Genomic DNA, 26,396 nt, shown 5'->3' with positions numbered 1-26,396 from the left:
GTCGGCCGCGAGATCAGAACTGCACCTTCGGCGCTTCGCGCATCCCGGCGCGGTCGCCGGGACTTGGCGTGGCCGCGGCCAGATCCGGAACCGGGTCGAATCGGCGCCGCAATCGCACATCGATCGGGGCGAGGGCATCCCGGCAACCGTTCCGCGAAATGATCAGACCGCCGTGGCCGGCCACGCCCCAGAGCAGGAACATCGTGAGAATTGCGAGCAGTATCAACAAAATACCCATCGAATCTCCCCTTGTTCATGCAAATGGCGAAACAGGCGCTATGATCGGCTGGAAATCACCGGGTCTTGCCAGTCACGTCCCGGATGCGGAGGCGGTCATGCGCGTCAACGACCGCAGCGGACACCACACCGATACTGACCTGCTGGCGAAGCATACGCAGGGGGGACTCGCGATGAAAGACAAGACGCGGCGCCATCGCTCATCGACATCCGCGCACGCCCAGGCGCGCTCCGCCACAGCGCTCGCACGACGCACCGGCCTGGTGGCGATGCTGTTGCCGCTGGCCGCAGGATTGTCCGCACAGACGCCGTTGCGCTGGGAGAATGCAGCCAGCAGCCACGGCGCGACGATCGGCAATGCCGGCCTCTACTCCAGCCGCGCGACGATGGCCCGCGTCTACCCCGGCGAAGACCTGCGCATGGCTCCGCTGGCCAGCGGATTCGAGGTGGCGGAATTCGAGGCGCTCGCGCAGAACCTCGTGAACGGGCAGAACGTTCCCGGGTTGGCGATGGCGATCGTGCAGGGCGGCCGCGTGCTCAGCGCGCGCGGCTACGGCATCACCGACGTGAATCGACCCGAGACCGTCGACGAGCACACCGTCTTCCGACTGGCATCGCTGTCCAAGTCCTTCGCCGCCACCGCGACCGGCATGCTGATCAACGAAGGTCGCCTGCGCTGGGACAGCCGCGTAATCGACTATTACCCGACCCTGCAATTCTCGGATCCGCGCGCATCGCTGCAACTGACCGTGGCCGACGTACTCAGCCATCGGGTGGGCATCGGCCACAATGCCTTCGACCGCGACCTCGAACGCAACGCGGAGTATCCCGCGCTCGTGCGCAAGATTGCCTACACCCCGATGCAGTGCGCCCCGGGCGAGTGCTACGCCTACCAGAACATCGCCTACAGCCTGATCGGTGATGTGGTGCAGGGCGCCAGCGGACAGCCCTTCGAACAATGGGTCGCGCAGCGACTGTTCAAACCGCTCGGCATGGATGACGCCAGCTACGGTCTGGAGGGCATCGCCGCGAGCGCGCGCTGGGCCAAACCGCACGTGCGTGCCGGCCGCGGATGGACCGCCGTGCAGCCGAAGCCGACCTACTACCGTGTCGCCCCGGCCGCTGGCGTCAACGCCAGCGCCAGCGACATGGCGCAGTGGTTGCTGGCGCAGGGCGGCCACCGTCCCGATGTGTTGTCCGGTGCGCTCCTCGCGACGCTGCACGCGCCGCTGATCGATACGCCATCGGAAACGCGTGGCTCGCAGTGGCGGCGCGATCGTCTCAATGCCGCCGGTTATGGCCTGGGCTGGCGCGTTTACGACTACGTCGGCCACCGCGTGGTCTTCCACGGCGGTGCAGTCCAGGGCTACCGCGGCGTGATCGCGCTGATGCCCGAACGCGACCTCGGCGTCGCCATTCTCTGGAACGCGAACAGCAGCGCCCCCTCCGGACTCCTGCCGACGATCCTGGACCGTGCGATCGGCGCGACGCCGCAGCGCTGGCTCGAGAGCGAGCCCGAACCGCTGGAGGAAGGGCTCTACGCCCAGGGCCTGCCGAAGCTGCCCGACACGCCGGCGGCGAGCGGCGGCGCCGAAGCATCGGTCTCCAACGCAAAGCCGGAGTGATATCCATGCGCCGGTATGCGGCGCTGTTCGCTCGATCCCGATCGACCTGATACGCCGGCGTCAATCAGAAACCGCGCCTGATGCGATCAATCAGGCGAATATGCTGCCTGCCGCAGTTTGCGCACGTTCCCAAAAACGCATCACTTCTCCATGCGTCGGATCCTGACCCGGTGGGCATCCCTTGACTGGTGACCGCGAGCGCGCGCCCCGCACTTCGGGACAGACATAAAAAAACTCCCTCTCCGCCTGGGCACGCGGAGAGGGAGTTTCGGATACCGCTAATCGGGATGTCGCTTACATCATCGGCGCGGGTGCTGCCGGCACGGCGGCCGGCGCAGCCTTCTTGGCGCGCTTGGCTACTTTAGCCTTTTTTTTTGCAGCTTTTTTGGCCGGCTTCTTGGCGGCCTTCTTCGTGGCCTTTTTCGCGGTCTTCTTGGCTGCCTTCTTCGCGGTCTTCTTGGCAGCCTTCTTCACGGTCTTCTTGGCCGCCTTCTTGGCGACCTTCTTGGTGGCTTTCTTGGCAGCCTTCTTCGCGGTCTTGCGGACAGCCTTCTTGGCGGCCTTCTTCACGGTTTTCTTGGTCGCCTTCTTGGCGGCCTTCTTCGCAGCTTTCTTCACAGCCATGATATGGCTCTCCTCGTCAGTGGACTTGCGTTGGGTATTACGGCCCAGACAACAACAGGATCGCGGGAGTCGGACCCGCCATCCACCGCCGGCGCACTAGGCAAGCCGGTACGGATTCTGTCGAACGCCGCAACCGCGACGCCCGGGTGATGCGCTTGTGATCGCCTTCGTTGCCTGCTCGACCGTCGCGCGCCAGCGCCGGGCAACAGAAAACCCGGGGCCGGATGGGCCGCGGGTCGAGACGATGCGAGCGATCCTGCTCGCGGACGACTTGGATTTTGGCAGAGGAGACGAAGCCTGTTTCCACCGGAACGCGGGTCCGGACGGAAGATCGGATTGGGCTTCGCGTTTTTGTCTTGAAAGGACTCACTCGCTTCTGCTGATGCAACACTTGGGGCGAAACCTAATCACGGTTTTTTCCACTGTCAACACCCCGCATGAAAAAAGTTCCCGCGACGCGCGGTCATCCACATGCGCGGAGCTCGGCACTCGCCTTGCGCATGCGACGGCGATGGCGCCTCGCCGACTGCGACCGGCACGGTTTGCCCGAAACGAAACATCTTTTTTTAAGTGCTTTTTTTCGCGGACTCCGACAGCGATCCGGTTTCCAGATCCACTTGCGACTCGACGCGCATCGACGCACCGCGTCGAGTGAACGGAAGAAATCCGACCTTCGTCGGAGTCGTCGGATTTTCGCGCCGCACAAGCCGGTTTGCGCGAAAGTGCGCGAACTTCTACCGGCCATCCGACGCCTAGATGCGGTGCGCGCGACATCCTCGTCGCGCAGTCGAAGCGCGTTCGGATCGCGGTTCGACGCGGCTGGATGGGCAGGCGAATCGCAACGCGGGCCCAATGAAAAAGCCGTCCGCAGGATGCGAACGGCTTCTTCGGGAGGCAGGACCCGGCGCGCGGCGCGCGCGCGACATCAGTGCTCGTCGTCTTCCAACAACTCGGCATAGTCGTCGGGACCGAGCAGTTCGTTGAGCTGGTCGGGCTCTTCGACCTCGACCACGAACAGCCAACCTTCGCCGTAGGCGTCCTCGTTGATGGTCTCCGGCTTGTCCGCGAGCGGCGCATTGACCGCGACGACCGTACCGCTGACCGGCGCATACACGTCGGAGGCCGCCTTCACCGATTCGACGACGGCGCAGGCGTTGCCCGCTTCGACGCGATCGCCGATGTTCGGCAGTTCGACGTACACGAGGTCGCCGAGCAGGCCCTGCGCGTGATCGGAGATGCCCACGGTGACCTTGCCGTCTCCTTCGACGCGGGCCCATTCGTGGGACTTCATGAACTTCAGGTCGCCGGGAATCTCGCTCATCTTGGGCTCCGCAGGGGTGTGGTGGCGGTGGAAGGGGCTGGGTGCGGCTAGTGTAGAAGCGCGGCGGCGGCGGTCAAATACCCGCACGCGAAATTTCGGTGCTCGACGATCCGGTCAAGACCGCATGCGGACGAGGTCGTGCCGCCGGCCGCGGTTTTCTGCGCACCGCCCGCAGTCGTGGACGAGACCGGAATCATTTTTCGGGCACCAGACTGGCGCCGTCGCGCACGAAGGGAAATTTGACGACGCGCACAGGCACCGACCTGCCGCGGATGTCGACGCGCACCTCGCCGACGAGGTCGCCGGCGGGCACGCGTGCGAATGCGATCGCCTTGCCCAGGGTCGGCGAGAAGGTGCCGGAGAGGATCTCGCCGTCGCCGGCGGCGGTGAGCACGGTCTGGCCATGTCGCAGCACGCCCTTCTCGTCCATCACCAGGCCGACCATGCACCGCGGCACGCCCGTCGCCTGCTGCGCTTCGAGCGCGGCGCGGCCGATGAAGTCGCGCGGCCCGCCATCGCCCAGGGCATCGAGGGCGACGGTCCAGGCCAGACCGGCTTCGTAGGGCGTGACGGCCTCGTCCATATCCTGCCCGTAGAGATTCATGCCGGCCTCCAGCCGCAGCGTGTCGCGCGCGCCGAGACCGGCCGGCTTCACGCCCGCGGCGAGCAGCGCCTCCCACAGCGCGACCGCCTTGTCTTCCGGCACGACGATCTCGAAACCGTCCTCGCCGGTATAGCCGGTGCGGGCGATGAACAGCGGCGTGCCATCGCGCGTGACCGCCTCGGTCGCGACGAACTTGCCGATCTTGCCGGCGGCGACGGCGGTATCGGCGGACAGCAGGCCGATCACCTTGGCGCGCGCGTTCGGGCCCTGCACCGCGATCATCGCCAGCTCGGGACGCTCGGCGACGCTCACATCGAACGCGGCGGCCTGTGCGGTGATCCATGCCAGATCCTTGTCGCGGGTGGCGGCATTGACCACGAGGCGGAAGAAATCCTCGGCGAGGAAATAGACGATCAGATCGTCGATCACGCCGCCCTGTTCGTTGAGCATGCAGGTGTACAGCGCCTTGCCGGGCTTCTGCAGCTTGTCGACGGAATTGGCGACGAGACGGCGGAGGAAGCCGCGGGTGTTCGCGCCGCGAAGATCGACCACGGTCATGTGCGAAACGTCGAACATGCCGGCGTCGCGACGGACCTGGTGGTGCTCGTCGATCTGCGAGCCGTAGCTGATCGGCATGTCCCAGCCGCCGAAGTCGACCATCTTCGCGCCGAGGGCGCGGTGGGCGTCGTTGAGGATGGTCTTCTGCGTCATCGAGGCGGCCTGCGGGGAAAGGCGCGCATTATCCCAGAGCGGCGCGCGGCCTGCGCGCCTGCGGTCATGACGTTTTCTTACCGCACGCCGGCGCATGGTGCGCCGGCGGCGGCGCGGATCAGACGCCTGCCCCGGGATTGATGCAGACCACGCGCGCGGCCTCGACCTCGACGAGCTTGCCCGCGGCCGCATCGAAACGGCGCGCCCAGCGCACATCCGCGGAACGTTCGCCGTCGCCATGACGCACGACCGCGATCAGACCGGGATCGTCGCGATCGTGCAGACGACACGCCCCCAACTGCAATTCGTAGCGCGGCTCGACCGTCGGCGCATCGATCGCGTCCAGCACTTTCCAGGCCGGCTTGTCGGCATCAGGATTCTCCCTGCGCGATGCGAGCAGATAGCGGACCATCGCCGCGCCGCCATCGGCGGCGGGCGTGCCGACCATCGCGAGGCTGTAGTCGCAGATGCGCACCGAGCCGTCGCCGGCGGGGACGCAACTGCCGGCGATCTCGTCGAGACCGTCCGGGTACGGCGGCACGGTGGTGCCGATGAGCGCGGCGGCGCCTGCATCCGTGGAAGCGGCCTGCGGAACGCCGGATGCGGCGGGCGATGTCGCGGGCGCCGATGCCGCAGGCGCGGATGCGACAGGCTCGGCGGCCGGCGTCGTCACGGTCGCAGCGTCGTCGCTGCAGGCCGACAGGGCGGCGAGGGCGACGAGAACAGCGGCGATGGGTGCGCGACGCAGCGCGGACCGTTCGGCCAGGAAAACGCGGGCGGTATCGGACATCGGTTCGTTCCCGTGGTGGAGGTTCATGGCGTCGACGGCAGTCCGCGCAGGAGCGCGCTCATTCCACCGCTTCGACGTTCAGGGTCATGCCGTCGGCACCGACGATGCGCACGCTGGCGCCAGTCGGTAGATCGGGGCCGCGGACTTCCCAGTAGGCATCGGCGATCTGCACGCGCCCCGTGCCGCGCTCGATCGCGCGCTCCAGCGGGACCACGCGGCCGATCAACTGCGCGGCGCGCCGGTTGAGCGCGGGCTGATCGGTGACCACGTCGTCGTTGCCGCGGAACCATTTGCGATAGATCAGGATCGAGACGAAGCCGAGCCCGACGAACAACACCGCCTGGAGCAGGAACGACAGACCCGGCACCAGCCAGACGATCACCATCACCGCACTCGCCGCGAAGGCCAGCCAGAGCATGAAGGCGCCCGGCGCGAGCACCTCCATCCCGAACAGCAGCAGGGCGACGATCGCCCACGCGGAGACGTCCCAGCGCAGCTCGAAGTCCATGACTCAGTCCTTGCGCGGCATGACCGGCGGCTTGCCGGCCTGCTGATGGCTCAGCGCTTCCTTCGCCAGTTCGGTGATGCCGGCGAGCGAGCCGAGGATGCCGCTGGATTCCATCGGCATCATGATGAATTTCTGGTTCGGCGCTTCGGCCAGGGCCTTGAAGGCCTCGATGTACTTCTGCGCGATGAAGTAGTTGATGGCGTTGACGTTGCCGTTGGCGATCGCGTCGGACACCATCTGCGTCGCCTTGGCCTCGGCCTCGGCCAGGCGCTCGCGCGCCTCGGCGTCGCGGAACGAGGCTTCGCGCCGACCCTCGGCTTCCAGCACCGAGGCCTGCTTCTCGCCCTCGGCGCGCAGGATCGCGGACTGGCGTACGCCCTCGGCTTCCAGCACCGCGGCGCGCTTGTTCTGCTCGGCCATCTTCTGCTGCTGCATCGAGGCGATCAGGTCGCGCGGCGGCTGGATGTCCTTCAATTCGATGCGGTTGACCTTCAGGCCCCAGGGATGGGTCGCATGGTCCACCGCGGCCAGCACGCGGCTGTTGATCTCGTCGCGCTTGGACAGCGACTCGTCGAGGTCCATCGAACCGATGGCGGTTCGGATGTTGGTCATCACCAGGTTGAGGATGGCCACTTCGAGCTGGGCGACCTCATAGGCGGCCTTCGCGGCGTCGAGCACCTGGAAGTAGACCACGCCGTCGACCTTGACCACCGCGTTGTCCTTGGTGATCACGTCCTGGCTGGGGACGTCCATCACCTGTTCCATCATGTTGATCTTGCGGCCCACGCCGTAAAAGATCGGAATCAGGAAGTGCAGACCCGGCGAGAGGGTGCGGGTGTACTTGCCGAACCGTTCGACGGTCCATTCGTAGCCCTGCGGCACCATGCGCACGGCCTTGAAGAAGATGATGACGCCGACGACGACAAGCACGAAACCGATGAACGGACCGGCCATCTGGAACCCTCCCTGTGGAATGGGGTCAGTATAGGCCGCGGGCGTCGGCGCGCGCATGCCATCCCCGATCTCCGGGCGGGACGCGCAACCGCCAGGGCCTGCGACGCTTTCGCGCCCTGGCGCATCCAGACCATGAGATGACCCCGCCGGCCTCCAGCTTCGCCATCGATGTGCCCGACGCGCTGCTCGTGCGGCTGCGCGCGGGCGAACGCACGGCGTTCGAGCAGGTGTACCGCTGGTTCGAGCGCCCGGTGTTCACCCTGGCACTGCGGATCTGCGGCGAGCGCGAGCAGGCCGCGGACGTGCTGCAGGACACCATGCTCAAGGTGTTCGACCGGATCGGCGAATTCCGCGGCGGGCGCATCGACGGCGCCGCCAGTCCGTTCTGGGGCTGGCTGCGGCAGATCGCGGTGAACGAGGCGCTGATGGCGCTGCGCCGTCGTCGCCGTGCCGACGAGGACGGCGACGGCCTCGACGATCTCGACCCGGTCGACGACCGCACCCCACCGCCGCCCGCCGCCGCCGATGCGGCGCGCCTGCAGCGGGCGCTGGAGGCGTTGCCGGCGAACACCCGCACCGTGCTCTGGCTGTACCACGCCGAAGGCTATACCCACGAAGAGATCGCGGCGCTGATGCAGCGCACGCCGAGCTTCTCGAAATCCCAGCTCGCACGCGGCGGCCGTCGCCTGCGCGAGTTGCTCGATCCCACGCCCATCGCCGTTCGCGAGGCCGTCCATGGCTGACGCATCCCGTCCACCCCCGTCGCCACCGCCCGCATGGGGCGAATGGCTCGCCGCATTGCCGCAGGAAGCGCCGCCGACATCGCGCTGGCCGCAGATCGAAGCGCAGCTCGATGCACGCGCCATCGCGCGTCCGCACACCGGCGCACCCGGTACGCAGCGCTGGCCGACACGCACCTGGCTGGCGATCGCCGCCGGACTGTGCGCGCTCGCCGTCCTGCCGTTCGCCTGGCGGACACTGGATCGCTCGGCTGAACTGCCCGCACCCGCCACTGCCGCCGCGTCGTCCACCACACATCCCACCGTCGATGCGACCACGATTGCGCCGCTGCCGACCGTCGACACCGCTTCGCCACCCTCGCCTTCCGCGGCGCGTGTCGCGATCGCCGCATCGGTCGCGCCCCCGCCGCGAGCCCGCAGCGCGCGTCCGCGGACGACGAAGGTCGCCATCGCTGCCGCCGCTGCCGTCCCGGCCGCCACGCAGGCGCCTGCCGACGAAGAGACGCTGGAATCGCTCTATTCAGCTTCCGCGCAGCTCGAAACCCTGCTGTCGATGACCCGCGACACCCGCGTGGAAAGCGGCCCCGCGGCGGCGCTGGCGGGCGGTTTCGATGCCGAACTCGCGCTGATCGACGCGCGCCTCGCCGAACCGGGTCTGGATCCGGCCGAACAGCGGACGCTGTGGCGCGCGCGGGTCGACACGCTGCAGGACGCCAGCAGTTTCGAAGCGCACCAGCGCCTGCTCTCGGCCGAAGGCCGACGTTACGAAGGCGCGCTGGTCAGCGTCGATTGAGGTTCCGTCGATGTTCCGTTTCCACGATTCCCAGACGATGAGGTCCACCATGCGATCCATTTCCCGCTCCACCGCCCGCACCGCGCTGTTCCTCGCGCTGTGCGCCTCCTGCGCGTCCGCGCAGGATCCTTCCGTCGACACGCGCAACGGCCGCGGCTCGGTCACCGATGGCCAGCGGGCCCTGGACGATGCGCGTCGCCCCGTCGACCCGAAGTTCCAGCCCGGCTGGGAGCGCTTCTGCGCCGACAACATCGACCGCGGCGGCTGCGAAGTGATCATGCAGCGCATCGGCCGCAAACCGGTGATCGGCGTGGTACTCGCGCCGGATCCGCAGGGCGGCGTGCGCATCGCGGGCGTCACCCCCGACGGCGCGGCCGCGGGTGCAGGCATCCGGACCGGCGACCGGCTGGTGCGCATCGGCGGCAAGACCATCCACGGCGCCACCCCGGAAGCGCGCGTCGATGCGGCGCGCGAACTGCTGCAGGCCGGCGACGACAAGACCGCGGTGAAACTGGTGTACGCCCGCGACGGGCTCGAAAGCGAAGTCTCGATCACGCCGAAACTCGACAACCGGATCATGGTCTTCGCCGGCGACGGGCAGATGATGCGGCCGGGCGGCAATGTGGTCGTGCGCCGCATCGGCGACCGCACCGAAATCACCGCCGACGGTGTCGACGTCGGCGATGTCGCGCCCGGCGCGCGGCAGGGCGCCGTTGGCGATGTGCGCGTCTTCGCGTTCGACGACGACGCGGCGGATGGTCAGGGGCAGATCGAACGCCGCATCGTGCGCATCGAATGCGGGCAGGGCGACGAGGCGTGCATGAAGCGCGTCGAAGCGCACGGCCCGCATGCAGGCGGCGTCCCGCGCGTGGAGGTCTTCCGCTTCGACTGCAAGCCGGGCGAAGCCTGCGCGGGACAACAGCGACTCGCCGAAGCGTTCCGCTGGAACGGGCTGAATCTGGCCTCGGTGGATGCGCAGCTCGGCCGCTATTTCGGCACCGACAAGGGCGTGCTGGTGCTCAGCGCCGGGCCCGCGCTGGGGACGCTGCAGCCGGGGGACGTGATCCAGCGCGTCGACGGCAAGGCGGTCGACACGCCGCGTGCGGTGATGGACGCGCTGCGCGACAAGCCGGCCGACAGCGCGATCGCGGTGGACTATCTGCGCGATCGCAAATCAGGCACCACGCAGGTCAAGGTACCGAAGGCGATGCCTTTCCCGCCGATGCCGCCCGCACCGCCGATGCCGCCCGGCGCGCCGAAGGCCGGCGCCGGCGCGCAGGCGCCGGCCGCAGCGGTGGTCACCCGCCGCAGCGTGGTGATGGTAGACAAGGACGGTCAGGTCAGTCGCTGGGAAGACGACGGCAACGGTCCGGCGATGCTGCCGCCCATGCCGCCGATGCCGCCCGCGCCGCCGCTGCCGCCGCCACCGCCACCGCGCGTCGACTGATCAACACAGCGACCTGCCGGTCGCATGCCAGGCGCCCCGCTCCGGCGGGGCGTTCGCGTTTCGCGCACGCCTGTCGGCGCCGACGACGCGATCAACCGTGCGACACCCCTGCCGCATGGAGATCGATCTCGCCATCGAAGCCTTCCATGCGCGCCACCCGACGGACGACCTCCATACCCAGCGAAGACGCCACCGCGGCGCTGGCCGCGAGCAGCATCGGCCCGTTCGTCTTCAACGCATGCAACCGCAGCACGCTGCACTGCCAGCGCTCGCCGGCCATGCGCGCCGAAAGCCGGCGCCACAGACGCTGCGCGATGCAGTCCCGCACCGGCTCGATCAACGGCACCCGCTGGCGCAGGCGTTCCCAGGCGAGAAAATCGCTGTCCGGCAGCAGGTACAGACGCCAGCAGCACTGGCCGGCGTGATCGCGGAACCACAGGGCTTCGCAGCAGCCATCGCTGTCGATGCCGACGCGGAATTCGACACTCATCGCCTGCGTCCAGCCGGCGAGTTCGCCGCCACCGTGCGGACGATGCACGCACAGCACCTTGCCGAGTGCCGCGAGTTGCGCGGCCGGCGGCAAGGTGCACGGGAACCGGGAGGTGGATGCGGCGATGGCGGCATCGGTGGTGTTCGGAGGCATGGCGGTCTCGTGTCGGAACAACACAAGGCGGCTGGCGTCCGGTGCACCGGTGGCTCGCGTGCCTGGGACGCGCGGCCTCTGGCCGCGCGGCGGAAGCGTTACTTGGTGAGGATGAGCTTGTCGTTGCGGGTGTGGCGCAGGCGATAGCACTCGTCGCCATGACGGATCAGGACTTCGCGCCCACCCTGCAGCAGGCGCGCACTGTCGAACACGGGCATCGCGGCCTCGGTCGCGGTCTGCGGCGGATCGGCGCGATCGACAGCGGGAGACACGGCGGCGGTGCTGGGCGTCATGGTCGGCATCCTGTGAAACGCATGCCTAGATGATAATCATTCTTATTTGCATGTCAACCGCGACGATGCCTTCCGCCTCGCTCAGGCCGTCGCCGCTTCAACCCTGCGCCAGGCCGCATCTTCGACCGACTGCGCGAGGTCCAGCGCGTCGAGGTTCTGCAGCAGTTGTTCGACCCGGCTGGCGCCGAGGATCACCGTCGACACGTGCGGATTGCGCAGGCACCAGGCGATGGCCAGCGGCGCCGGCGGCAGGCCGAGTTCGGCGGCGAGCGCGGCGAACCGGCGCGCGCGTTCGAGCCGGCGCGTGCTGTCGTCGCCCAGCACCATCCGCTGCAGCCAACCCTGCCCTTCCAGGCCGAGGCGCGCATCGTCGGGCACGCCGGCGTTGTATTTGCCGGTCAGCAGGCCCGAACCCAACGGCGACCACGTGGTGGTGCCCAGCCCGAGTTCGCCGTACAGCGGCGCGTATTCGAGTTCGACCCGCTGGCGATGCAGCAGGTTGTACTGCGGCTGTTCCATCGACGGCGCATGCAGGCCGTGATGTTTCGCGATCTTCGCCGCCTCGCGGATCTGCGCGGCCGACCATTCCGACGTGCCCCAGTACAGCACCTTGCCCTGTCGGATCAGGCCATCCATCGCCCACACGGTTTCCTCGATCGGGGTGTCCGGATCCGGGCGATGGCAGAAGTACAGATCGAGATAATCGACCCGCAGGCGCTTCAGCGCAGCGTCGCAGGCGTCGCGGACGTGCTTGCGCGACAGCCCCTTCTGCATCGGTCGCGGATCGGCGGCCGAGCCGAACATCACCTTGCTCGACACCGCGAAGCCGTCGCGCGGCAGGCGCAGATCGGCGATCACGTCGCCCATCACCCGCTCGGCCTCGCCGTTGGCGTAGCCCTCGGCGTTGTCGAAGAAATTGATGCCGTGGTCCCACGCCGCGGCGATCAGATCGCGCGCCGCGCCGCGGCCGATCTGTTGTCCGAACGTGATCCAGGCGCCGAACGACAGCGCGGAAACCTGCAGGCCGGTGGAACCGAGACGTCGATACTGCATGGGGCGATCCGGAAAGGGCGTCGGGAGTCGGTCAGTGTAGCGGCGGCTCGCTCATCGGGGTGGGCGCGGCTACAATGCGCGCACTCTTCCTCCGGGGAGTAGCCCATCGGCGCCGCCAGCGGCCGCGCCGGGTCCCGCGTCAACACACTTGGTCGGCAGACCATGGCGCGCGAGGTCCACGAACGCTTCGACGTTCCGGATCGGGCAAGACCGAAGGCAGGCGTCGCGTCACCCGGGCCGGGCTGCGCGGCGTTTGCCTTCGCGACATCCGCGAAGCCCGGCCCCGGAGTTCCAGATGGATGTATCCCTGCTTTCCACCCTCGGCGTGTCCACGCTCGCGGTCGCCATCGCCGAAATCGGCGACAAGACCCAGCTGTTGGCCCTGCTCCTCGCGGCGCGTTTCCGTCGGCCGTGGCCGATCATCGCCGGCATCTTCGTCGCCACCGTGCTCAATCACGCGCTCGCCGGCTGGCTCGGCGCGCTGATCGCAAGCCATCTGACGCCCAATGTGCTGCGCTGGATCGTCGCCGGCAGTTTCCTCGCCATCGGTCTGTGGACGCTGAAGCCCGACACGATCGACGAGGATGGCGAATCGCTGCCCGCGCGCGGCGCCTTCATCGCCACCACCATCGCGTTTTTCCTCGCCGAGATCGGCGACAAGACCCAGATCGCCACCGTGGTGCTGGCGGCGAAATCGCCGGTGCTGTGGCCGGTGGTGCTGGGTACCACCGTGGGCATGCTGCTGGCGAACGTACCGGTGGTGCTGCTGGGCAGCCGGTTCGCGGCGAAGCTGCCGCTGAAGGCCGCGCGGATGACCGCCGCCGCATTGTTCATCGCGCTCGCACTGTGGGTCGCGGTGCGCGGCATGCCGGCCGACACGGCACTCCCGCCGGCGGACACCGCGCACAACGCGGCGCAACAGGCACGGGACTGAGCCCGGACATGCGGGGCCATCCGGCCCCGCATGCCGCCGGCATCGGGTGATACGCGTCAGAACGAGGTCTGCGCCCAGTCCGGCACCGGCATCAACTCGAACCGCTGCGAGAGCGACGTGCCACAGAGTTCCGTCCGCAGCTGCAGTCCGGTCGACAGGCTGCCGCCGGGCACGGTCGCGCAGTAGGCGGTGTTGTGCCGACTGCGCAGGCGACCATCGGGCGTGAGGAACCATTTCTCCGAATCGCCGCCGTCGCAGTCCCACAGATGCATGGCCTTGCCGCTGCCGGCACTGCCGCCGGAAATGTCCATGCAACGGGTGTTGTTGCCGCGCGGGCGCAACTGGCCCTCGGCGGTGTACACGAACTGCTGGTCGCTGCCGCCGGTGCACAGTTCCTGATCGAGCTGCGAGCCGTCGGAGAAGCCGTTGTTGCGGGTGCCGACGCAACGGGTCCCTGAGGCACTCATCGGCTTCAGCGTGAAGTAGCCGGGCAGGCCGCGGCGCACGCCGACCAGCGGAATGGTCGACGTCCACGACGGCAGGAACACGCCCGGGTCGGACAGCGACTGGGTCACGTCCATGCCGACCGCGGTGACGCCGTGCGCCATCGCGATGTAGACCGCTTCGAAACCGGTGCTGTTGAAGTCGCCGGCCGCGCCCCAGAGATGCATCAACTGCCGGTATTCGGCCGAGCGGTTGGCGACGATCTGGTAGTGATCGCCGGCCTGCACATTCGCGCACAGCATCTGCCCGGACGCAGCGGCGGACATGCCGTCGACGGTGCCGGAGATCTCGCCGGGATCCGGCGCATCGACATCCGGGCACAGGAAGGCGCGGGTGGCGGCGCCGCGCAGCGCGATCATGTCGGCCATGCCCTGATTCACCGCGGCGATGCGGCCACCGGTGAAGCCGACGATGATCCGGCCGCGCAGGCCATCGGCCGCCGGCCAGCCGACCGCCCGGAGTTTTTCGCGCGCCGTGGCGCCGGGCGCGCCGGCGATCGCGTTGCGCAGATCGCTGTAGCGATACTGGCGCGCACCGAGATAAGAGGACACGAAGCTGTCGAGCGCATCGATCTTCGACACGTCCCATGCGCTCAGCGCGTTGTCCCAGCGCGTCTTCATGTCGACGAAGACCACGATGGGCAATTCGCCGGGATGCGCGTTCTGCCAGGCGATGATGTCGTCGAGACAGTCGGCCAGGCGGTCGGCGGTACCGCGGCAATTGCTGTTGGTGGGACCTCCGTCGTGGGCCACGTAGGGTCCGCGCGGATTTGTCCACCAGGCATCCTGATCCTGCACGTCGAGTTCGAGCGTGCGATAGCCGGCGTTGAGCCAGTTCGTCAGCTGGATGCTGTGTTCGTAGCTGTTGTGGGGCTGCAGCATGTACAGCTGGTCCATGCGCAGACCGGTCTGGGCGAAGACGGGGGTGGCACAGGCGACCAGGGCGCCGAACAACGCGAGCGCGGCGCCGAAGCGGCGCTTCCGATCCTTCCGGGCATGCATAGAGACTCTCCATGAATCGACAGAACGGACCCGCATCATACGGCGATGTTGCGGTGCAGGACGCGCCGCGGCCGGCGACGTTATCCTGTCGGTCCATCGACGAAGGCGGACACGGGCGGCATGAGCATCACCGGCGACTGGAAACGCGATCTGCTGCGGACGCTGTTCTCGCGCCCCGACGAAGTCATGCTCGATCTCGGGGCCGGCGGCGAACTGCTGGTCGCGCGGGTGCGCGCGGCGCTGTCCGCGCTGAGCCTGCTGCTGCCGCTGCTGGCGCTGCTCGTCAGCGGCGGCGCCGGCAGCGCGACCGAACTGGTGATCGGCCTGGGCGCCTCGATCTTCATCAACATCTGCGCGCAGATCTGGCTGGCCCTGGCCAATCAGCGCCGCCGCCACGGCTGGCTGCCCTTCGCCACCACCACCTATGACGTCACCACCACCACCCTCGTGGTCGGGCTGCTGCATTTCAGCGACCCGGTGGCGCCGTTCAACAGCATCGTGGTGTGGTGTTTCTATCTGTTCTCGATCGGCATGACCGCGTTGCGCAACGACGGTCGCCTCACCTTCTACGCCGGCGGCATGGCGATGCTGCAATACGGGCTGCTGACGGCGGCGCTGCTGGCGCAGGCCGGTTCGGCCGAGCAACTGGTCTCGGTGGATTACGGCACGGTCTCGGTCGCCGCCCAGGTGGAACGGCTGGTGCTGATGCTGCTGATGACCCTGCTCACGGCCACCATGGTCTACCGCATGCAGCGGCTGATCGAATCCTCCGGCAGCGACGGCCTGACCGGCCTGCCCAACCGCGCCTGGCTGGTGCAGCGGATGCCGCGGATCCTGGAGACGGTGCGCGAGGAGGGCGAGTCGCTGACCCTGGCCCTGCTCGACCTGGACGATTTCAAGCGGATCAACGTCGACTACGGCCATCTGGCCGGCGACCGCGCCATCCGCCACGTCGCCGGATCGATGCGCGAGATCCTGCGCCAGAAGGAGCGTCTGGTGCGGATCGGCGGCCAGGAATTCGTGCTGCTGCTGCGCTGCCCGATCGGCAACGCCTGGGAGCGCCTGGACCGCCTGCGCCATCTGATGGCGGAACGGCCGTTCGTGCCGGAACGCGGCGGCGACCCGCTGCAGATCACGTTCAGCGGCGGGCTGGCGGCCTATCCCAGCGACGGCGGCGACGTGTCGTCCCTGCTGCGCAGCGCCGACCGCCGGCTGCAGGCGGCCAAGCAGGAGGGCTGCAACCGGGTGGTCGCGCGGGACGTGTGAACCCCCGACCCGGTCGCGCGACCGGCTCCCGGACAGTTGCCCCGTCCCGCCCCGCTGGCCTACCCTGCCGGGGTTTGGCCTGTGGCCGTAGGGGAAGAAATGATGGATGCGTTGATGCGGATCGGCTTCGGCCTGTTCGGTCTGGCGGTGCTGATCGGCATCGCGTGGGCCTTCTCGAACAACAAGAAAGCGGTGGACTGGAAGCTGGTCGCCACCGGCGTCGGCCTGCAGATCGCGTTCGCGGCCTTCGTGCTGATGACCGGCTGGGGCAGCGCGATCTTCGAAGGCCTGGGCTCGGTGTTCGTCAAGCTGATCAGCTTCACCAACGAAGGCTCGAAGATGATCCTCGGCGGCTTCGCCGACCAGGACAAGTACGGCTTCATCTTCATCTTCCACGCGCTCCCGACGGTGATCTTCTTCGCCTCGTTCATGGCCGTGCTCTATCACCTCGGCGTGATGCAGTGGATCGTCAAGATGATGGCGCTGGCCATCACCAAGGTGATGAAGGTGTCCGGCGCCGAAACCACCAGCGTCTGCGCCAGCGTGTTCATCGGCCAGACCGAGGCGCCGCTGACCGTGCGCCCGTACATCAACCGCATGACCGAATCCGAACTGCTGACGATGATGATCGGCGGCATGGCGCACATCGCCGGCGGCGTGATGGCGGTCTACATCGGCATGCTTGCCGGCACCGACGTGCTGCAGCAGCAGATGTACGCCAAGCACTTCCTGGCCGCGTCGATCATGGCCGCGCCGGCCACCCTGCTGATCGCCAAGATCCTGATCCCCGAGACCGGCACGCCGCTCACCGGCGGCAAGGTCGCGCTGCACGTGGAAAAGGAAAGCAAGAACATCATCGACGCCGCGGCCGCCGGCGCCTCCGACGGCATGAAGCTGGCGATCAACATCGCCGCGATGCTGCTGGCGTTCGTCGCCCTGATCGCGATGATCAACTTCATCATCGGCTGGGTCGGCGACTGGCACATCCCGGGCTACCAGAGCCTCAACATGATGCTCAACGACGGCGCCATGGGCGAGGCGCAGACGGTCAAGCTCAACCTGGGCCTGATCCTCGGCTACGTGCTGGCGCCGATCGCCTGGGTGATCGGCATCGAATGGAACGACGCGGTCATCGCCGGCGGCCTGATCGGCCAGAAGGTGGTGCTGAACGAGTTCATCGCCTACCTGCAGCTGTCGCAGACCCCGGTCGGCACCGGCCCGGGCGCGATCAGCGAGAACTCGCGCCTGATCCTGACCTATGCGCTGTGCGGCTTCGCCAACTTCGCCTCGATCGCGATCCAGATCGGCGGCATCGGTGGCCTGGCCCCGGAACGCCGCGGCGATCTGGCCCGGTTCGGCATGCGCGCGGTGCTCGGCGGCTCCATCGCCACCCTGATGACCGCGACCATTGCCGGTGTGCTGATCCATCTGCGTTGACAGGGATGGGGCCGGCCCCCGCCGGCGCCCGTCGACAGGAAAGCCCCTGTTCCATACCTGCCCGCTCCATTCCTGCCTGCTCCATACCTGCTTGTTCCATACCTGAAGCACCTGCACCTCACGACACCTCCGGAGCGATCCGGAGGTGTCTTTTTCAGAGTCCCCCGAACATGTCCAAGCCTTCCGCCTCGCCCGACGTCGTCGTCGTCGGTTCCTTCAACGTCGACCACGTCTGGCGCAGCGACGCGCTGCCGCCGCCCGGCGCCACCCACAGCGGCGAATACGCCAGCGGGCCCGGCGGCAAGGGTTTCAACCAGGCCACCGCCTGCGCCCGCAGCGGCGCGGCCACCGCCTTCGTCTGCGCGCTGGGCGACGACCTCGGCGGCCATCACGCGCGCAGCCTCGCGACCGCGGACGGCATCGATCTGCGCGACCAGCCGGCCCCGGTACCGACCGGCAGCGCCGGCATCTTCGTCGACGCCCAAGGCCGCAACAGCATTGTCGTGGGCCCCGGCGCCAATGCCGTGCTGTCGGCGGACTTCGTCGAAGGTCATGCGGCCGCGATCGCCGGCGCCACCGCGACCCTGGTGCAGCTGGAATCGCCGCTGGAGGCGATCGCCGCCGCCCTGCGTCTGGCGCGCGAATCCGGGCGGATCGCGATGCTCAACCCGGCCCCGGCGAACGTCGCCGTGCCGCGCGAACTGCTGGCGCTGGCCGACATCCTCACCCCGAACGAAACCGAATGCGCCGCGCTGTTCGCCCGCCATCTCGGCGAACGCATCGACGGCGAGGCCATCGCCAGCCTCGATTCGCCGCGCCTGCACGCGCTGTGCCGCGACCTGCTGCCCGGCGGCACCGTGGTGGTGACGCTGGGCGCCGCCGGCTGTTTCGTCTCGCACGCCGACGGCAGCCTGCGCGGCGACGACACCGCGTGGTATCGGCTTCCGGCCGAACCGGCGACCGCGGTGGACACCACCGGCGCCGGCGACGCCTTCAACGGTGCGCTGGCCGCGGCCCTGGCGCTGCGTCCGGGCGCACCCTTCGCCACCCATCTGCGCGAGGCGCATCGTTACGCCGCGCTCTCCACCGAGCGCCCCGGCGCCGCCGCGAGCATGCCGACCCGCGAACAACTGGCGGTGCGGTTTCCGGCCTGACCGCTGATCGGAAGGCCGGTCCGGCCGCTGTTTTCGCCGCCGGCCGTTGTTAATCTCGATCCACCATCCACCAAGGAGGTTCGCATGGCCGGCAAGTTCGAGATCAGCAAGCGCAAGAACGGCGAATTCCAGTTCAACCTCAAAGCCGGCAACGGCCAGGTGATCCTGACCAGCGAGGGCTACAGCTCCCTGGACGGCTGCGAGAACGGCATCGAGTCGGTCCGCCGGCATTCGGCGTCCGAAGCGAATTTCGACAGGAAGATCGCGAAGGACGGCAGTCCGTATTTCTCGCTGATGGCGAAGAACGGCGAATCCATCGGCAAAAGCGAGATGTACAAGAGCGCAGCCTCGCGCGACAAGGGCATCCGTTCGGTGATGACCAACGCACCGTCCGCCAAGGTCCAGCCGCTGCCTGCAAAATAACCGGCCGCATCGCGAAGCCCGGCCTCCACCGGCTTCGCGCGCCGGGCCTCGCATCGACCTTACAATGCGCCGATGCAGATCGGCCCGCACACCATCGCTCCGCGCGTGATCCTGGCCCCGATGGCCGGGGTCACCGACAAACCGTTCCGGCAGCTGTGCAAGCGGCTGGGCGCGGGCCTGGCGGTGTCGGAAATGACCATCTCCGATCCGCGCTTCTGGCGCACGCGCAAATCCCTGCAGCGCATGGACCACGACGGCGAACCCGCGCCGATCAGCGTGCAGATCGCCGGGACCGAGCCGGGCGTCATGGCCGAGGCCGCGCGCTACAACGTCGACCATGGCGCGCAGATCGTCGACATCAACATGGGCTGCCCGGCGAAGAAGGTCTGCAACGCTTGGGCCGGTTCGGCGCTGATGCGCGACGAAGCGCTGGTGGCCCGGATCCTCACCGCGATGGTGCAGGCCGTCGACGTGCCGGTCACGCTGAAGATCCGCACCGGCTGGGCCGCCGACGCGCGCAACGCGCCGGCCATCGCCCGCATCGCCGAGGACTGCGGCATCGCCGCGCTCACCATCCACGGCCGCACCCGCGACCAGCAGTACACCGGCGTGGCGGAGTACGAGACCATCGCCGACATCAAGTCGCGGCTGAAGATTCCGGTGATCGCCAACGGCGACATCGATTCGCCGCGGAAGGCGAAGCACGTGCTCGACGTCACCGGCTGCGACGCGGTGATGATCGGCCGCGCCGCGCAGGGCCGGCCGTGGATCTTCCGCGAAGTCGCGCATTTCCTCGCCACCGGCGACACCCTGCCGCCGCCGACGCTGACCGAAGTGCGCGACCTCCTGCTCGGCCACCTCGACCATCTCCACAATTTCTACGGCGAACCGCAGGGCGTGCGCATCGCGCGCAAGCACCTGGGCTGGTACGCGAAGGATCGGCCGGAGAACGAAACCTTCCGCGCCGTGGTCAACCGCGCCGCAACCGCAGAGGAACAACGGCGACTCACCGGCGATTATTTCGATGCGCTGATCGCCGGCGTGGCGCCTGATCTATGCGCAGCGGCGTGAAACTTGGGGATTGAATAACACCCACATGGACCTCACGGAATTCAAGCGTCGACTTGATCTGCATCGCGTATTTTCGCAAGAGATATGCGCAGGATTCTCTCACCTGTGGGACAGGCCACTTCACGACGATGAGCGCAACCTCATCCGCGATAGCGTCTGCTTTCTGACGTTCGTGAGACTGGAAATCGTGCTGGATCGCCTCCACTCCCTGCAGAACGCCGAAGAAGCGGATATCGAATATGCCGAACTCGTCGCAATGCTCAAGGATTGCGATTTAGACAGATCGACTGGCGGCAGATTTCCAGTGGGTTTTCCGGATCCCGGCCGCTACCCGAATCTGCTTGATTGGGAAGAGGCTTGTTACGAAATCGCGGAGCGCACTTCATGAACGAACCATCGACTGGAACTTACCTCCACGGCTTCTCCAGCACCGAACAGGCGCGGCTGGTGAAGCAGGCGCGGATCGCCGAATCGACGATCTTCCGCAACATCGATTACACCGGCGCGAAGCGATTGCTGGAAGTCGGCAGCGGGGTCGGCGCGCAGACCGAGATCCTGCTGCGGCGCTTTCCGGAGCTGCACGCGACCTGCGTCGATCTCAACGAGGCGCAGCTGGCGGCGGCGAAGGAGAATCTCGGCGGCATGCCATGGCTCAAAGGCCGCTACACCCTGCAGCAGGCCGACGCCACCGATCTGCCGTTCGAGGCCCGCAGCTTCGACGCCGCGTTCCTGTGCTGGGTGCTGGAACACGTGCCTTCGCCGGCGCGGGTGCTCAACGAGGTGCGCCGCGTGCTGTCGCCCGGCGCGCCGGTCTACATCACCGAGGTGATGAACGCCTCGTTCCTGCTCGATCCGTATTCGCCGAACGTGTGGAAATACTGGATGGCGTTCAACGATTTCCAGCACGAAAGCGGCGGCGATCCGTTCGTCGGCGCCAAGCTCGGCAACCTGCTGCTGGCGGGCGGTTTCCGCGACGTCACCACCGAGATCAAGACCTTCCACTTCGACAACCGCGAGCCGGCGCGGCGCAAGACCATGATCGCATTCTGGGAGGAACTGCTGCTGTCGGCCGCCGATCAGTTGATCGCCGCCGGCTGCGTCACCACCGAAGTCGTCGACGGCATGCGCCGCGAAATGCGCGATGTGCAGAACGATCCGGACGCGGTGTTCTTCTATTCGTTCGTGCAGGCGCGGGCGGTGGTGTATTGATCCCCGGTAGAGCGGGCTGACCAGTCATTCGACTGTTGAAAACCAGACCGCTGCATCCAACGGTAGAGCGGCCTTCAGGCCGCTGCCTTTCCGTGCGGCAAGTGCAGCGGGCAGAAGCCCGCTCTACAGCCCGCTCTAGCGCGCGGGGTCGGGGGGATCGACCCAGATCCGCTCCCACATCGCGCCCTGTCGTTCCGCCGCGTTCCACGGCCAGTCGAGCTGTTCCACCGGAATCTCGCGCCACGTGGGGCTGTTGCGGCGGGCGACGACGAAATTGAAGATGTAGTCGGGCTCCGCGCCCATGCGCAGATCGCTGAGGACCAGCCGTCCGTCGCGTTCCTGGGCCTTCATGAAGCCGTGATTGAACCAGCGCAGGCGCTCGACCTTCGCGAAGCCCGACACGGCCTGCAGCGCGGCGATGTCCGACGGGTGGCGACGGAACCGCATCGGCCCGCGGTCGGCGACCAGCGAGCGCTCGCCCTCGGCGTAGCCCTCCGGGGTCATCGCCACCACGCGCCACAGCAGCGTGTTGAACGGCATCGGCACGCTGAAGCGCGGTGCGTCCTGCAGGCCCATCGCCGCCAGCGCTTCGTCGGCGGCGCGATCGACCATGGATTTGGCCGCCAGCGACCAGCCCAGATACGCCGTGCTCAGGACCAGCCCCGCGACCAGCGCGCGCTGCGCGACGATCCGTTCGCGCGCGACCCACGCGACGATGCACGCGGCCAGCAGCCACAGCGTGTACAGCGGGTCGATGATGAAGACGCTGGACCACATCGTCGGCGGCGGCGCCAGCGGCCACCACAACTGGGTGCCGTACACGGTGAAGGCGTCGAGCAGCGGATGCGTGATCAGCGCCAGTTGCATCGCCCAGAACCAGCGCACCGGCGACTGCGCCACCCGCCCGCCGCGACGGCGGAACCACCACCAGAGCAATGCGCCGATCCACGGCAGCACGAACAGCGAATGGCTGAGACTGCGATGCAGGGTCATCTGGTCGACGGCGTCGCCGCCGAGCAGCGGGATGACCAGGGCATCGAGATCCGGCAGCGTGCCGAGGGCCGCGCCCGCGAGCAGCGCGGCGCGGCGATGGCCGGGCGGTGCGATGGCGGCGGCGAGCGCGCCGCCGAGAACGATCTGGCTGAGGGAATCCATCGGCGGATGCTACGCAAGCCGATACCGCGCGCACGGTGCCGGAAGCCATGCCCCGGCGCGCGCTTCGACGCGACGTTCAGCCCTGACCCAGCACCGCCTTCGTCGCGGCGACCAGGCCCGCGGTGAAATCGGCCTGCGACTGGGTGACGCTGATGACCAGTTCCGGCGAGGCTTCGGTGGGATCGCCGGCATGCACCGGCGGCGCCGGGGCGTACTGCACGAACAACTGGCTGGTGTTCGCGGTCTCGGTGCCGGCGATCGTCTGCACCAGTTCCAAAGCGAGATCGATCGACGAGGAAATGCCGCCGCCGCTGAAGCGCTTGTTGTCGTCGTCGATGTGCCAGCGCGGATAGCCCGGCACCACTTCCAGCCGCGGGAACATCGCCAGCACCGGACGCGCGCTCCAGTAGGTGGTGACGCTGCAGCCGTCGAACAGGCCGGCCGCAGCGAGGATGAAGGCGCCGGTGCAGACCGAGCCCACCCACTGCGCATCGGCGGCGACGGCGTTCAGCCAGGTGATCAGGTCCTTGTCCTGCATCGCGGCGCCGACGCCATCGCTGCCGCCGCCGGGCACGAACACGATGTCCAAAGGCGGGTGATCGGCATACGTGGCGCTGGCGTTGACGGTGACGCTTTCGGTGGTCGGGATCGGCGTCTTCAGATCCTGTCCGATCCAGACCACCTGGAAGCCCGGGGTGTAGGCGAAGATCTGGGTGGCGCCGGCGAAGTCGAGCAGGGTGCAGCCGGGGTAAAGCACGAAGCCGACGGTGAGGGTGCGGGTGCTGGACATGAGGTGTGGTTCCGGGAATGTCCGCCGCACGGATGCGCGGCGGCGATGCGTGCGCGCCGGCGCGGTCAGTGGCGTGGATTCACCGGCTGATATTCGAAACTCGGGCCGGTGTTGGGTGCGGACGGATTCGGGATGCCGGCCATCATCGCCTTCGCCTGTCCCTTCAGCGACATCATCAGCGCGATGGCGTTGTTCATCTGGTCCTGGGTGTTCTGGCCGTTGAACAGACCGTGCAGCGTCTTCAGCAGGCTGGTGTAGGTGTAGTTGAAATTGTCGTTGGCGAAGGCCTGCGCCGAACCCGGCGGATAGTCCGAGGACTTCGGATCGTTCGGCAGCGGATACACGCCGCCGACATCGAACGCGACCGCGGGGCCGCTGAAGGACCAGGGCGGGGTCTTGCCCGGCGCGGATGCCAGCAGCGCGCCGGCGAGGATCTGCATGAAGCGGTAGTAATGCGCGGGTTCGGCGCTCTGCGCCGCTTCCTCGGGCGACGTGCTGCTGCCTTCGCCCTGCTCGATGATGGTCGCGATCGCCGCCTGCGCGCTGGCGACATCGGTGACGACGATGGCGCCCGGCATCAGATCGGGGCCGACCTGATTGCGCGGCGGATCGACGAACGCGCCGTCGCCCAGGGTCGCGATGGCGTCGGAGATCGCGGTGTAGAACTCGCCGATGGTGATGCCGTCGTCGGTCGGCGGCGGGTCGCCAGGAATCGGCAGCGGGTTCTGCGGCTGTTCGATCTGCAGATAGGTCATCAGCTGGTCCTGCGAGAACGGCAGCAGATGCACGATCAGGCTGCTTTCCACCGCGCCGGGCAACGGGCCCGGGTACGTCGGAATGAACCCGGGCGTATCGATGACCGGCGCGCCGCCGAGCGCGTTCAGCACGTTCGACGACAGCGTCATGTGCAGCATTTCCTCGACCACCACCGAACGCAGGATCGCGACGATGTCGGGATTTCGCGCCGGGTCCAGCGAGTACAGCCCGTAGAGGTACACCGGAATGGTCGCGTGTTCGAGGACGACCGCGTTCTGCAGGGCGTCGATCACCGATTGCGGGGTCGGCTGCTTGAGGCCTTCGGCCAGACTGCGCTTGAGTTGGATCATGGTCGCTCTCCTCAGTGGGCCTGCAGGATCTGGCGGCGCGCGGCGGCCATCGCCTTGCCGCCGCGCTGCGCGGGCACCGGCACGGCGGTCGCCGGCGGCGTGGGCGATGGCGTCGGCGATGTCGTCGGCGTGCGCGCGATCGCCGCCTTCGCCGGCGGCGTGCCCAACGGCATGCCGTTCTGCAGCCACTGCAGGACGGCCTGGCGTTTCGCGGGCGACAGATCGCGGGTGACCGGCATCGAATTCGGGTTGGACGGATCGAGCCCGAACGCGAGCGTGAGCAGGCGGCTATGGGTCGCGACCGAATCGTAGTTCGACAGATCCAGGAAGCGGTTCATCACCGGATAGAGATTCGCGTACTGCTGGAAGATCGGCTGCAGGTCGTCGTACCACGTCGGTTGTCCCGGCGTCTTCGGCGCGAAGCCGCTGAACACCAGCACGCTGATGAAATCCCACTGATTGATCGGCGCATCGCCGAAGGTCTGCGTGTCGACGAAGCCCGGACGCAGGCCGTAGACCTGACCGTCGATGCCGTAGTCGCCGGTCGGATTGCTCGGACCAATGTTGAAATTGCGCGGCGTCTTCGGGTCGCCGGCGGTGAGCGAGAGCAGCGCGCAGCCGTTGGCGTCGGTGGGCACGCTGGCCGCATACCCGAGCACGCCGTCGGGCGTCGCCACCGGCGGACTGGTGGTGACGAAGGGGAAACCGGACCCGACCTGCGTCTGCAGCTGCGAGGCATCGGCGACGATGCCGATCTGCGTGCCCGCGTGCACCGGCACGCCGAACCGCATCGCGTAGATCGCGATGTTCTCCGCGGGCTGGCCCGGGCTCATGCGATACACGAAGGTGTCGGCGCGGACGTAGGCGCCGCTGCTCCACTCCGAAATGGACACGCCGGCATTGCCGGTGATGAGCAGCGCCGAAGTCCGCACCATCGACAGCAGCGTCGACGGAATGGGCAGCACCACCACGCCCGCGGTGCGCGCGTACCAGTCCGGATCGGAGGCGTAACCGCCGCTGCCGCCCGCGGGCACGGTGCCGATGGCGACCGTGGTTCCGGCGGGATTGCCCGGCGTCGCCAGCGGGTCGTAGACGCCGACGGTGAGGTCGCCGAGATCCACCATCGCGCCGCCGGCGCCGGTGGGCAGCGCGTTGCCGAGGTCGAGATAGAGATGACCGCCGGCGGCATCGACCGTCGCGACGCAGTAATTCAGCTGGCCAGGCGGCATGTAGAAATTGCCGCCGGTGCTGGGGCCGGCCATGAAATGGCGGCCGAAGACCATGTGCTTCGGGTCCGTGGCCGCGGCCGGGCCGATGGTGCCGGCGATGCGCCCGGTCATGAACTGCGGCGAGGTGTAATCGAGGTTGAAGGCGTCGACGTTGAACTTGATCGACAGCACGCCGTCGGCGGCCGCGGCCTGCAGCGCGAGCAGGAACGGCGACGCCGAGACGTCGCCCCACTGCAGATTGGTGAGGATCGACTGATACATCGCGCCGGCGTCGGCGTCGCCGCCGGCCGACACCGTCGCGCGATCCCAGATGTCGATGAACGCCGCCGGGTCGTAGTCGCCGCGCAGCAGCGTATTGCCGTCGGCGTCGGCGATGCGCACCTGCAGGCCCCAGATTTCCGAGACCAGCTGCTGCTCGGGATCGAGATCCACCAGCTTGGCCGGCGCCTTCGCATCCGAATCGGCGATGAGACAGGCGAGCACCGGATCGCCGGCCGGCACCGCCGCCGAAGGCGACGTGGCGGTGGGCATCCACGCGCTGGTGATGCCGCAGCCGAGGAAGCGCCAGTCGGCGTCGCCTTCGGGATTGAACCAGCCGTTCGGCGGATTCATGTTGATGCCTTCCATCGTCTGCCACGCGGGCTGGAAGATCGCGTTGTCGAAATGCCCCGGGTCGTTGTTGACCGTGGAGACGTTGGCCTGGAAGCGTCCGGCGAAATGCAGCCGGAGCGGGTCGAGATAACTCATTGCGATCACTCCATTGAAGTCGTGCGG

Annotated in this window: 27 protein-coding genes; 12 read left to right on the top strand and 15 right to left on the bottom strand. The window is 67.9% G+C overall.

The features are described 5' to 3' along the window. Nucleotides 1–13 precede the first annotated feature (13 nt). The gene (locus ABD974_RS05770; protein ID WP_345302340.1) at nucleotides 14–238 is read right to left on the bottom strand and encodes a LemA family protein; all 225 of its coding nucleotides are present in this window, start codon (nucleotides 236–238) and stop codon (nucleotides 14–16) included. A 268-nt stretch (nucleotides 239–506) separates the two neighbouring features. Between ABD974_RS05770 and ABD974_RS05765 the strand changes: the two genes are divergently transcribed. Further along, nucleotides 507–1,862 (top strand): serine hydrolase domain-containing protein, encoded by a 1,356-nt coding sequence (locus ABD974_RS05765; RefSeq protein ID WP_345302385.1) that lies wholly within the window; start codon nucleotides 507–509, stop codon nucleotides 1,860–1,862. Nucleotides 1,863–2,156: 294 nt separating this feature from the next. On the opposite strand, the gene ABD974_RS05760 is transcribed toward ABD974_RS05765, so the two are convergent. The 6 genes from ABD974_RS05760 to ABD974_RS05735 all read right to left on the bottom strand — a co-directional run bounded on the left by ABD974_RS05760 (nucleotide 2,157) and on the right by ABD974_RS05735 (nucleotide 7,374). Further along, nucleotides 2,157–2,486, bottom strand: a complete 330-nt coding sequence (locus tag ABD974_RS05760) for a hypothetical protein (protein ID WP_345302339.1) — start codon at nucleotides 2,484–2,486, stop codon at nucleotides 2,157–2,159. Between the two features lie 925 nt (nucleotides 2,487–3,411). Next, nucleotides 3,412–3,807, bottom strand: coding sequence for a glycine cleavage system protein GcvH (gcvH, locus tag ABD974_RS05755; protein ID WP_345302338.1), 396 nt, complete (start codon nucleotides 3,805–3,807; stop codon nucleotides 3,412–3,414). A gap of 193 nt (nucleotides 3,808–4,000) precedes the next feature. Further along, complete coding sequence (gene gcvT / locus ABD974_RS05750; protein ID WP_345302337.1) at nucleotides 4,001–5,122, bottom strand: glycine cleavage system aminomethyltransferase GcvT; 1,122 nt, start codon at nucleotides 5,120–5,122, stop codon at nucleotides 4,001–4,003. 118 nt (nucleotides 5,123–5,240) lie between these two features. After that, entirely contained in the window at nucleotides 5,241–5,912 is a 672-nt protein-coding gene (locus tag ABD974_RS05745; RefSeq protein ID WP_345302336.1) for a hypothetical protein, read from the bottom strand. Nucleotides 5,913–5,970: 58 nt separating this feature from the next. Further along, nucleotides 5,971–6,408: an NfeD family protein gene (locus ABD974_RS05740; protein ID WP_345302384.1), complete on the bottom strand. Its 438-nt coding sequence runs from the start codon at nucleotides 6,406–6,408 to the stop codon at nucleotides 5,971–5,973. Between the two features lie 15 nt (nucleotides 6,409–6,423). Then, nucleotides 6,424–7,374 (bottom strand): SPFH domain-containing protein, encoded by a 951-nt coding sequence (locus tag ABD974_RS05735; RefSeq protein WP_345302335.1) that lies wholly within the window; start codon nucleotides 7,372–7,374, stop codon nucleotides 6,424–6,426. A 137-nt stretch (nucleotides 7,375–7,511) separates the two neighbouring features. On the opposite strand from ABD974_RS05735, the gene ABD974_RS05730 reads away from it, so the two are divergent. The 3 genes from ABD974_RS05730 to ABD974_RS05720 are packed head-to-tail and all read left to right on the top strand — an operon-like array spanning nucleotide 7,512 to nucleotide 10,354. Further along, on the top strand, nucleotides 7,512–8,117 hold the full coding sequence (locus ABD974_RS05730) for an RNA polymerase sigma factor (protein WP_345302334.1): 606 nt from the start codon (nucleotides 7,512–7,514) through the stop codon (nucleotides 8,115–8,117). Continuing rightward, complete coding sequence (locus ABD974_RS05725; RefSeq protein ID WP_345302333.1) at nucleotides 8,110–8,907, top strand: hypothetical protein; 798 nt, start codon at nucleotides 8,110–8,112, stop codon at nucleotides 8,905–8,907. The genes ABD974_RS05730 and ABD974_RS05725 overlap by 8 nt, the downstream gene beginning before the upstream one ends. A 49-nt stretch (nucleotides 8,908–8,956) precedes the next feature. Then, nucleotides 8,957–10,354, top strand: coding sequence for a PDZ domain-containing protein (locus ABD974_RS05720; RefSeq protein WP_345302332.1), 1,398 nt, complete (start codon nucleotides 8,957–8,959; stop codon nucleotides 10,352–10,354). Nucleotides 10,355–10,445: 91 nt separating this feature from the next. Here ABD974_RS05720 and ABD974_RS05715 read toward each other — a convergent pair whose 3' ends face one another. The 3 genes from ABD974_RS05715 to ABD974_RS05705 form a co-directional block, all read right to left on the bottom strand. After that, nucleotides 10,446–10,997: a Hemin transport protein gene (locus tag ABD974_RS05715; protein WP_345302331.1), complete on the bottom strand. Its 552-nt coding sequence runs from the start codon at nucleotides 10,995–10,997 to the stop codon at nucleotides 10,446–10,448. Between the two features lie 98 nt (nucleotides 10,998–11,095). Next, nucleotides 11,096–11,299 carry a hemin uptake protein HemP gene (gene hemP, locus ABD974_RS19500; protein WP_425562631.1) on the bottom strand — a complete coding sequence of 68 codons (204 nt, stop codon included), beginning with the start codon at nucleotides 11,297–11,299 and terminating at the stop codon, nucleotides 11,096–11,098. A 72-nt stretch (nucleotides 11,300–11,371) separates the two neighbouring features. Beyond that, nucleotides 11,372–12,343: an aldo/keto reductase gene (locus ABD974_RS05705; protein WP_345302330.1), complete on the bottom strand. Its 972-nt coding sequence runs from the start codon at nucleotides 12,341–12,343 to the stop codon at nucleotides 11,372–11,374. Between the two features lie 295 nt (nucleotides 12,344–12,638). Between ABD974_RS05705 and ABD974_RS05700 the strand changes: the two genes are divergently transcribed. Further along, complete coding sequence (locus tag ABD974_RS05700; RefSeq protein ID WP_345302329.1) at nucleotides 12,639–13,277, top strand: TMEM165/GDT1 family protein; 639 nt, start codon at nucleotides 12,639–12,641, stop codon at nucleotides 13,275–13,277. A 56-nt stretch (nucleotides 13,278–13,333) separates the two neighbouring features. Here ABD974_RS05700 and ABD974_RS05695 read toward each other — a convergent pair whose 3' ends face one another. Next, entirely contained in the window at nucleotides 13,334–14,782 is a 1,449-nt protein-coding gene (locus ABD974_RS05695) for a Ca2+-dependent phosphoinositide-specific phospholipase C (protein WP_345302328.1), read from the bottom strand. 120 nt (nucleotides 14,783–14,902) lie between these two features. Between ABD974_RS05695 and ABD974_RS05690 the strand changes: the two genes are divergently transcribed. The 7 genes from ABD974_RS05690 to ABD974_RS05660 all read left to right on the top strand — a co-directional run bounded on the left by ABD974_RS05690 (nucleotide 14,903) and on the right by ABD974_RS05660 (nucleotide 21,342). After that, the gene (locus tag ABD974_RS05690) at nucleotides 14,903–16,048 is read left to right on the top strand and encodes a GGDEF domain-containing protein (RefSeq protein WP_345302327.1); all 1,146 of its coding nucleotides are present in this window, start codon (nucleotides 14,903–14,905) and stop codon (nucleotides 16,046–16,048) included. Between the two features lie 99 nt (nucleotides 16,049–16,147). Continuing rightward, a complete protein-coding gene (locus ABD974_RS05685) occupies nucleotides 16,148–17,485 on the top strand; it encodes a NupC/NupG family nucleoside CNT transporter (RefSeq protein WP_345302326.1) in 1,338 nt (445 codons plus the stop codon). A 170-nt stretch (nucleotides 17,486–17,655) separates the two neighbouring features. Further along, nucleotides 17,656–18,639: a ribokinase gene (locus ABD974_RS05680; protein ID WP_345302325.1), complete on the top strand. Its 984-nt coding sequence runs from the start codon at nucleotides 17,656–17,658 to the stop codon at nucleotides 18,637–18,639. Nucleotides 18,640–18,723: 84 nt separating this feature from the next. Continuing rightward, nucleotides 18,724–19,062: a YegP family protein gene (locus tag ABD974_RS05675; RefSeq protein ID WP_345302324.1), complete on the top strand. Its 339-nt coding sequence runs from the start codon at nucleotides 18,724–18,726 to the stop codon at nucleotides 19,060–19,062. Nucleotides 19,063–19,134: 72 nt separating this feature from the next. Next, on the top strand, nucleotides 19,135–20,133 hold the full coding sequence (dusB, locus tag ABD974_RS05670) for a tRNA dihydrouridine synthase DusB (RefSeq protein WP_345302323.1): 999 nt from the start codon (nucleotides 19,135–19,137) through the stop codon (nucleotides 20,131–20,133). 25 nt (nucleotides 20,134–20,158) lie between these two features. Further along, a complete protein-coding gene (locus tag ABD974_RS05665; protein WP_345302322.1) occupies nucleotides 20,159–20,521 on the top strand; it encodes a hypothetical protein in 363 nt (120 codons plus the stop codon). Then, nucleotides 20,518–21,342, top strand: a complete 825-nt coding sequence (locus ABD974_RS05660; protein WP_345302321.1) for a class I SAM-dependent methyltransferase — start codon at nucleotides 20,518–20,520, stop codon at nucleotides 21,340–21,342. The genes ABD974_RS05665 and ABD974_RS05660 overlap by 4 nt, the downstream gene beginning before the upstream one ends. 135 nt (nucleotides 21,343–21,477) lie before the next feature. Here the strand turns inward: ABD974_RS05660 and ABD974_RS05655 are convergent, their stop codons facing one another. The 4 genes from ABD974_RS05655 to ABD974_RS05640 all read right to left on the bottom strand — a co-directional run bounded on the left by ABD974_RS05655 (nucleotide 21,478) and on the right by ABD974_RS05640 (nucleotide 26,369). Beyond that, complete coding sequence (locus ABD974_RS05655; protein WP_345302320.1) at nucleotides 21,478–22,497, bottom strand: metal-dependent hydrolase; 1,020 nt, start codon at nucleotides 22,495–22,497, stop codon at nucleotides 21,478–21,480. Nucleotides 22,498–22,573: 76 nt separating this feature from the next. Continuing rightward, on the bottom strand, nucleotides 22,574–23,287 hold the full coding sequence (locus tag ABD974_RS05650) for a DJ-1/PfpI family protein (RefSeq protein ID WP_345302319.1): 714 nt from the start codon (nucleotides 23,285–23,287) through the stop codon (nucleotides 22,574–22,576). A gap of 65 nt (nucleotides 23,288–23,352) precedes the next feature. Then, the gene (locus tag ABD974_RS05645) at nucleotides 23,353–24,393 is read right to left on the bottom strand and encodes a ferritin-like domain-containing protein (protein WP_345302318.1); all 1,041 of its coding nucleotides are present in this window, start codon (nucleotides 24,391–24,393) and stop codon (nucleotides 23,353–23,355) included. 11 nt (nucleotides 24,394–24,404) lie between these two features. After that, nucleotides 24,405–26,369 (bottom strand): hypothetical protein, encoded by a 1,965-nt coding sequence (locus ABD974_RS05640; RefSeq protein ID WP_345302317.1) that lies wholly within the window; start codon nucleotides 26,367–26,369, stop codon nucleotides 24,405–24,407. Nucleotides 26,370–26,396: the final 27 nt, after the last annotated feature.

Source organism: Lysobacter hankyongensis (genome assembly GCF_039543145.1).
GTDB lineage: Bacteria > Pseudomonadota > Gammaproteobacteria > Xanthomonadales > Xanthomonadaceae > Lysobacter_I > Lysobacter_I hankyongensis.
Note: the sequence above shows the minus strand (reverse complement) of the source record. Positions and strands in the feature narration are given on the sequence as shown.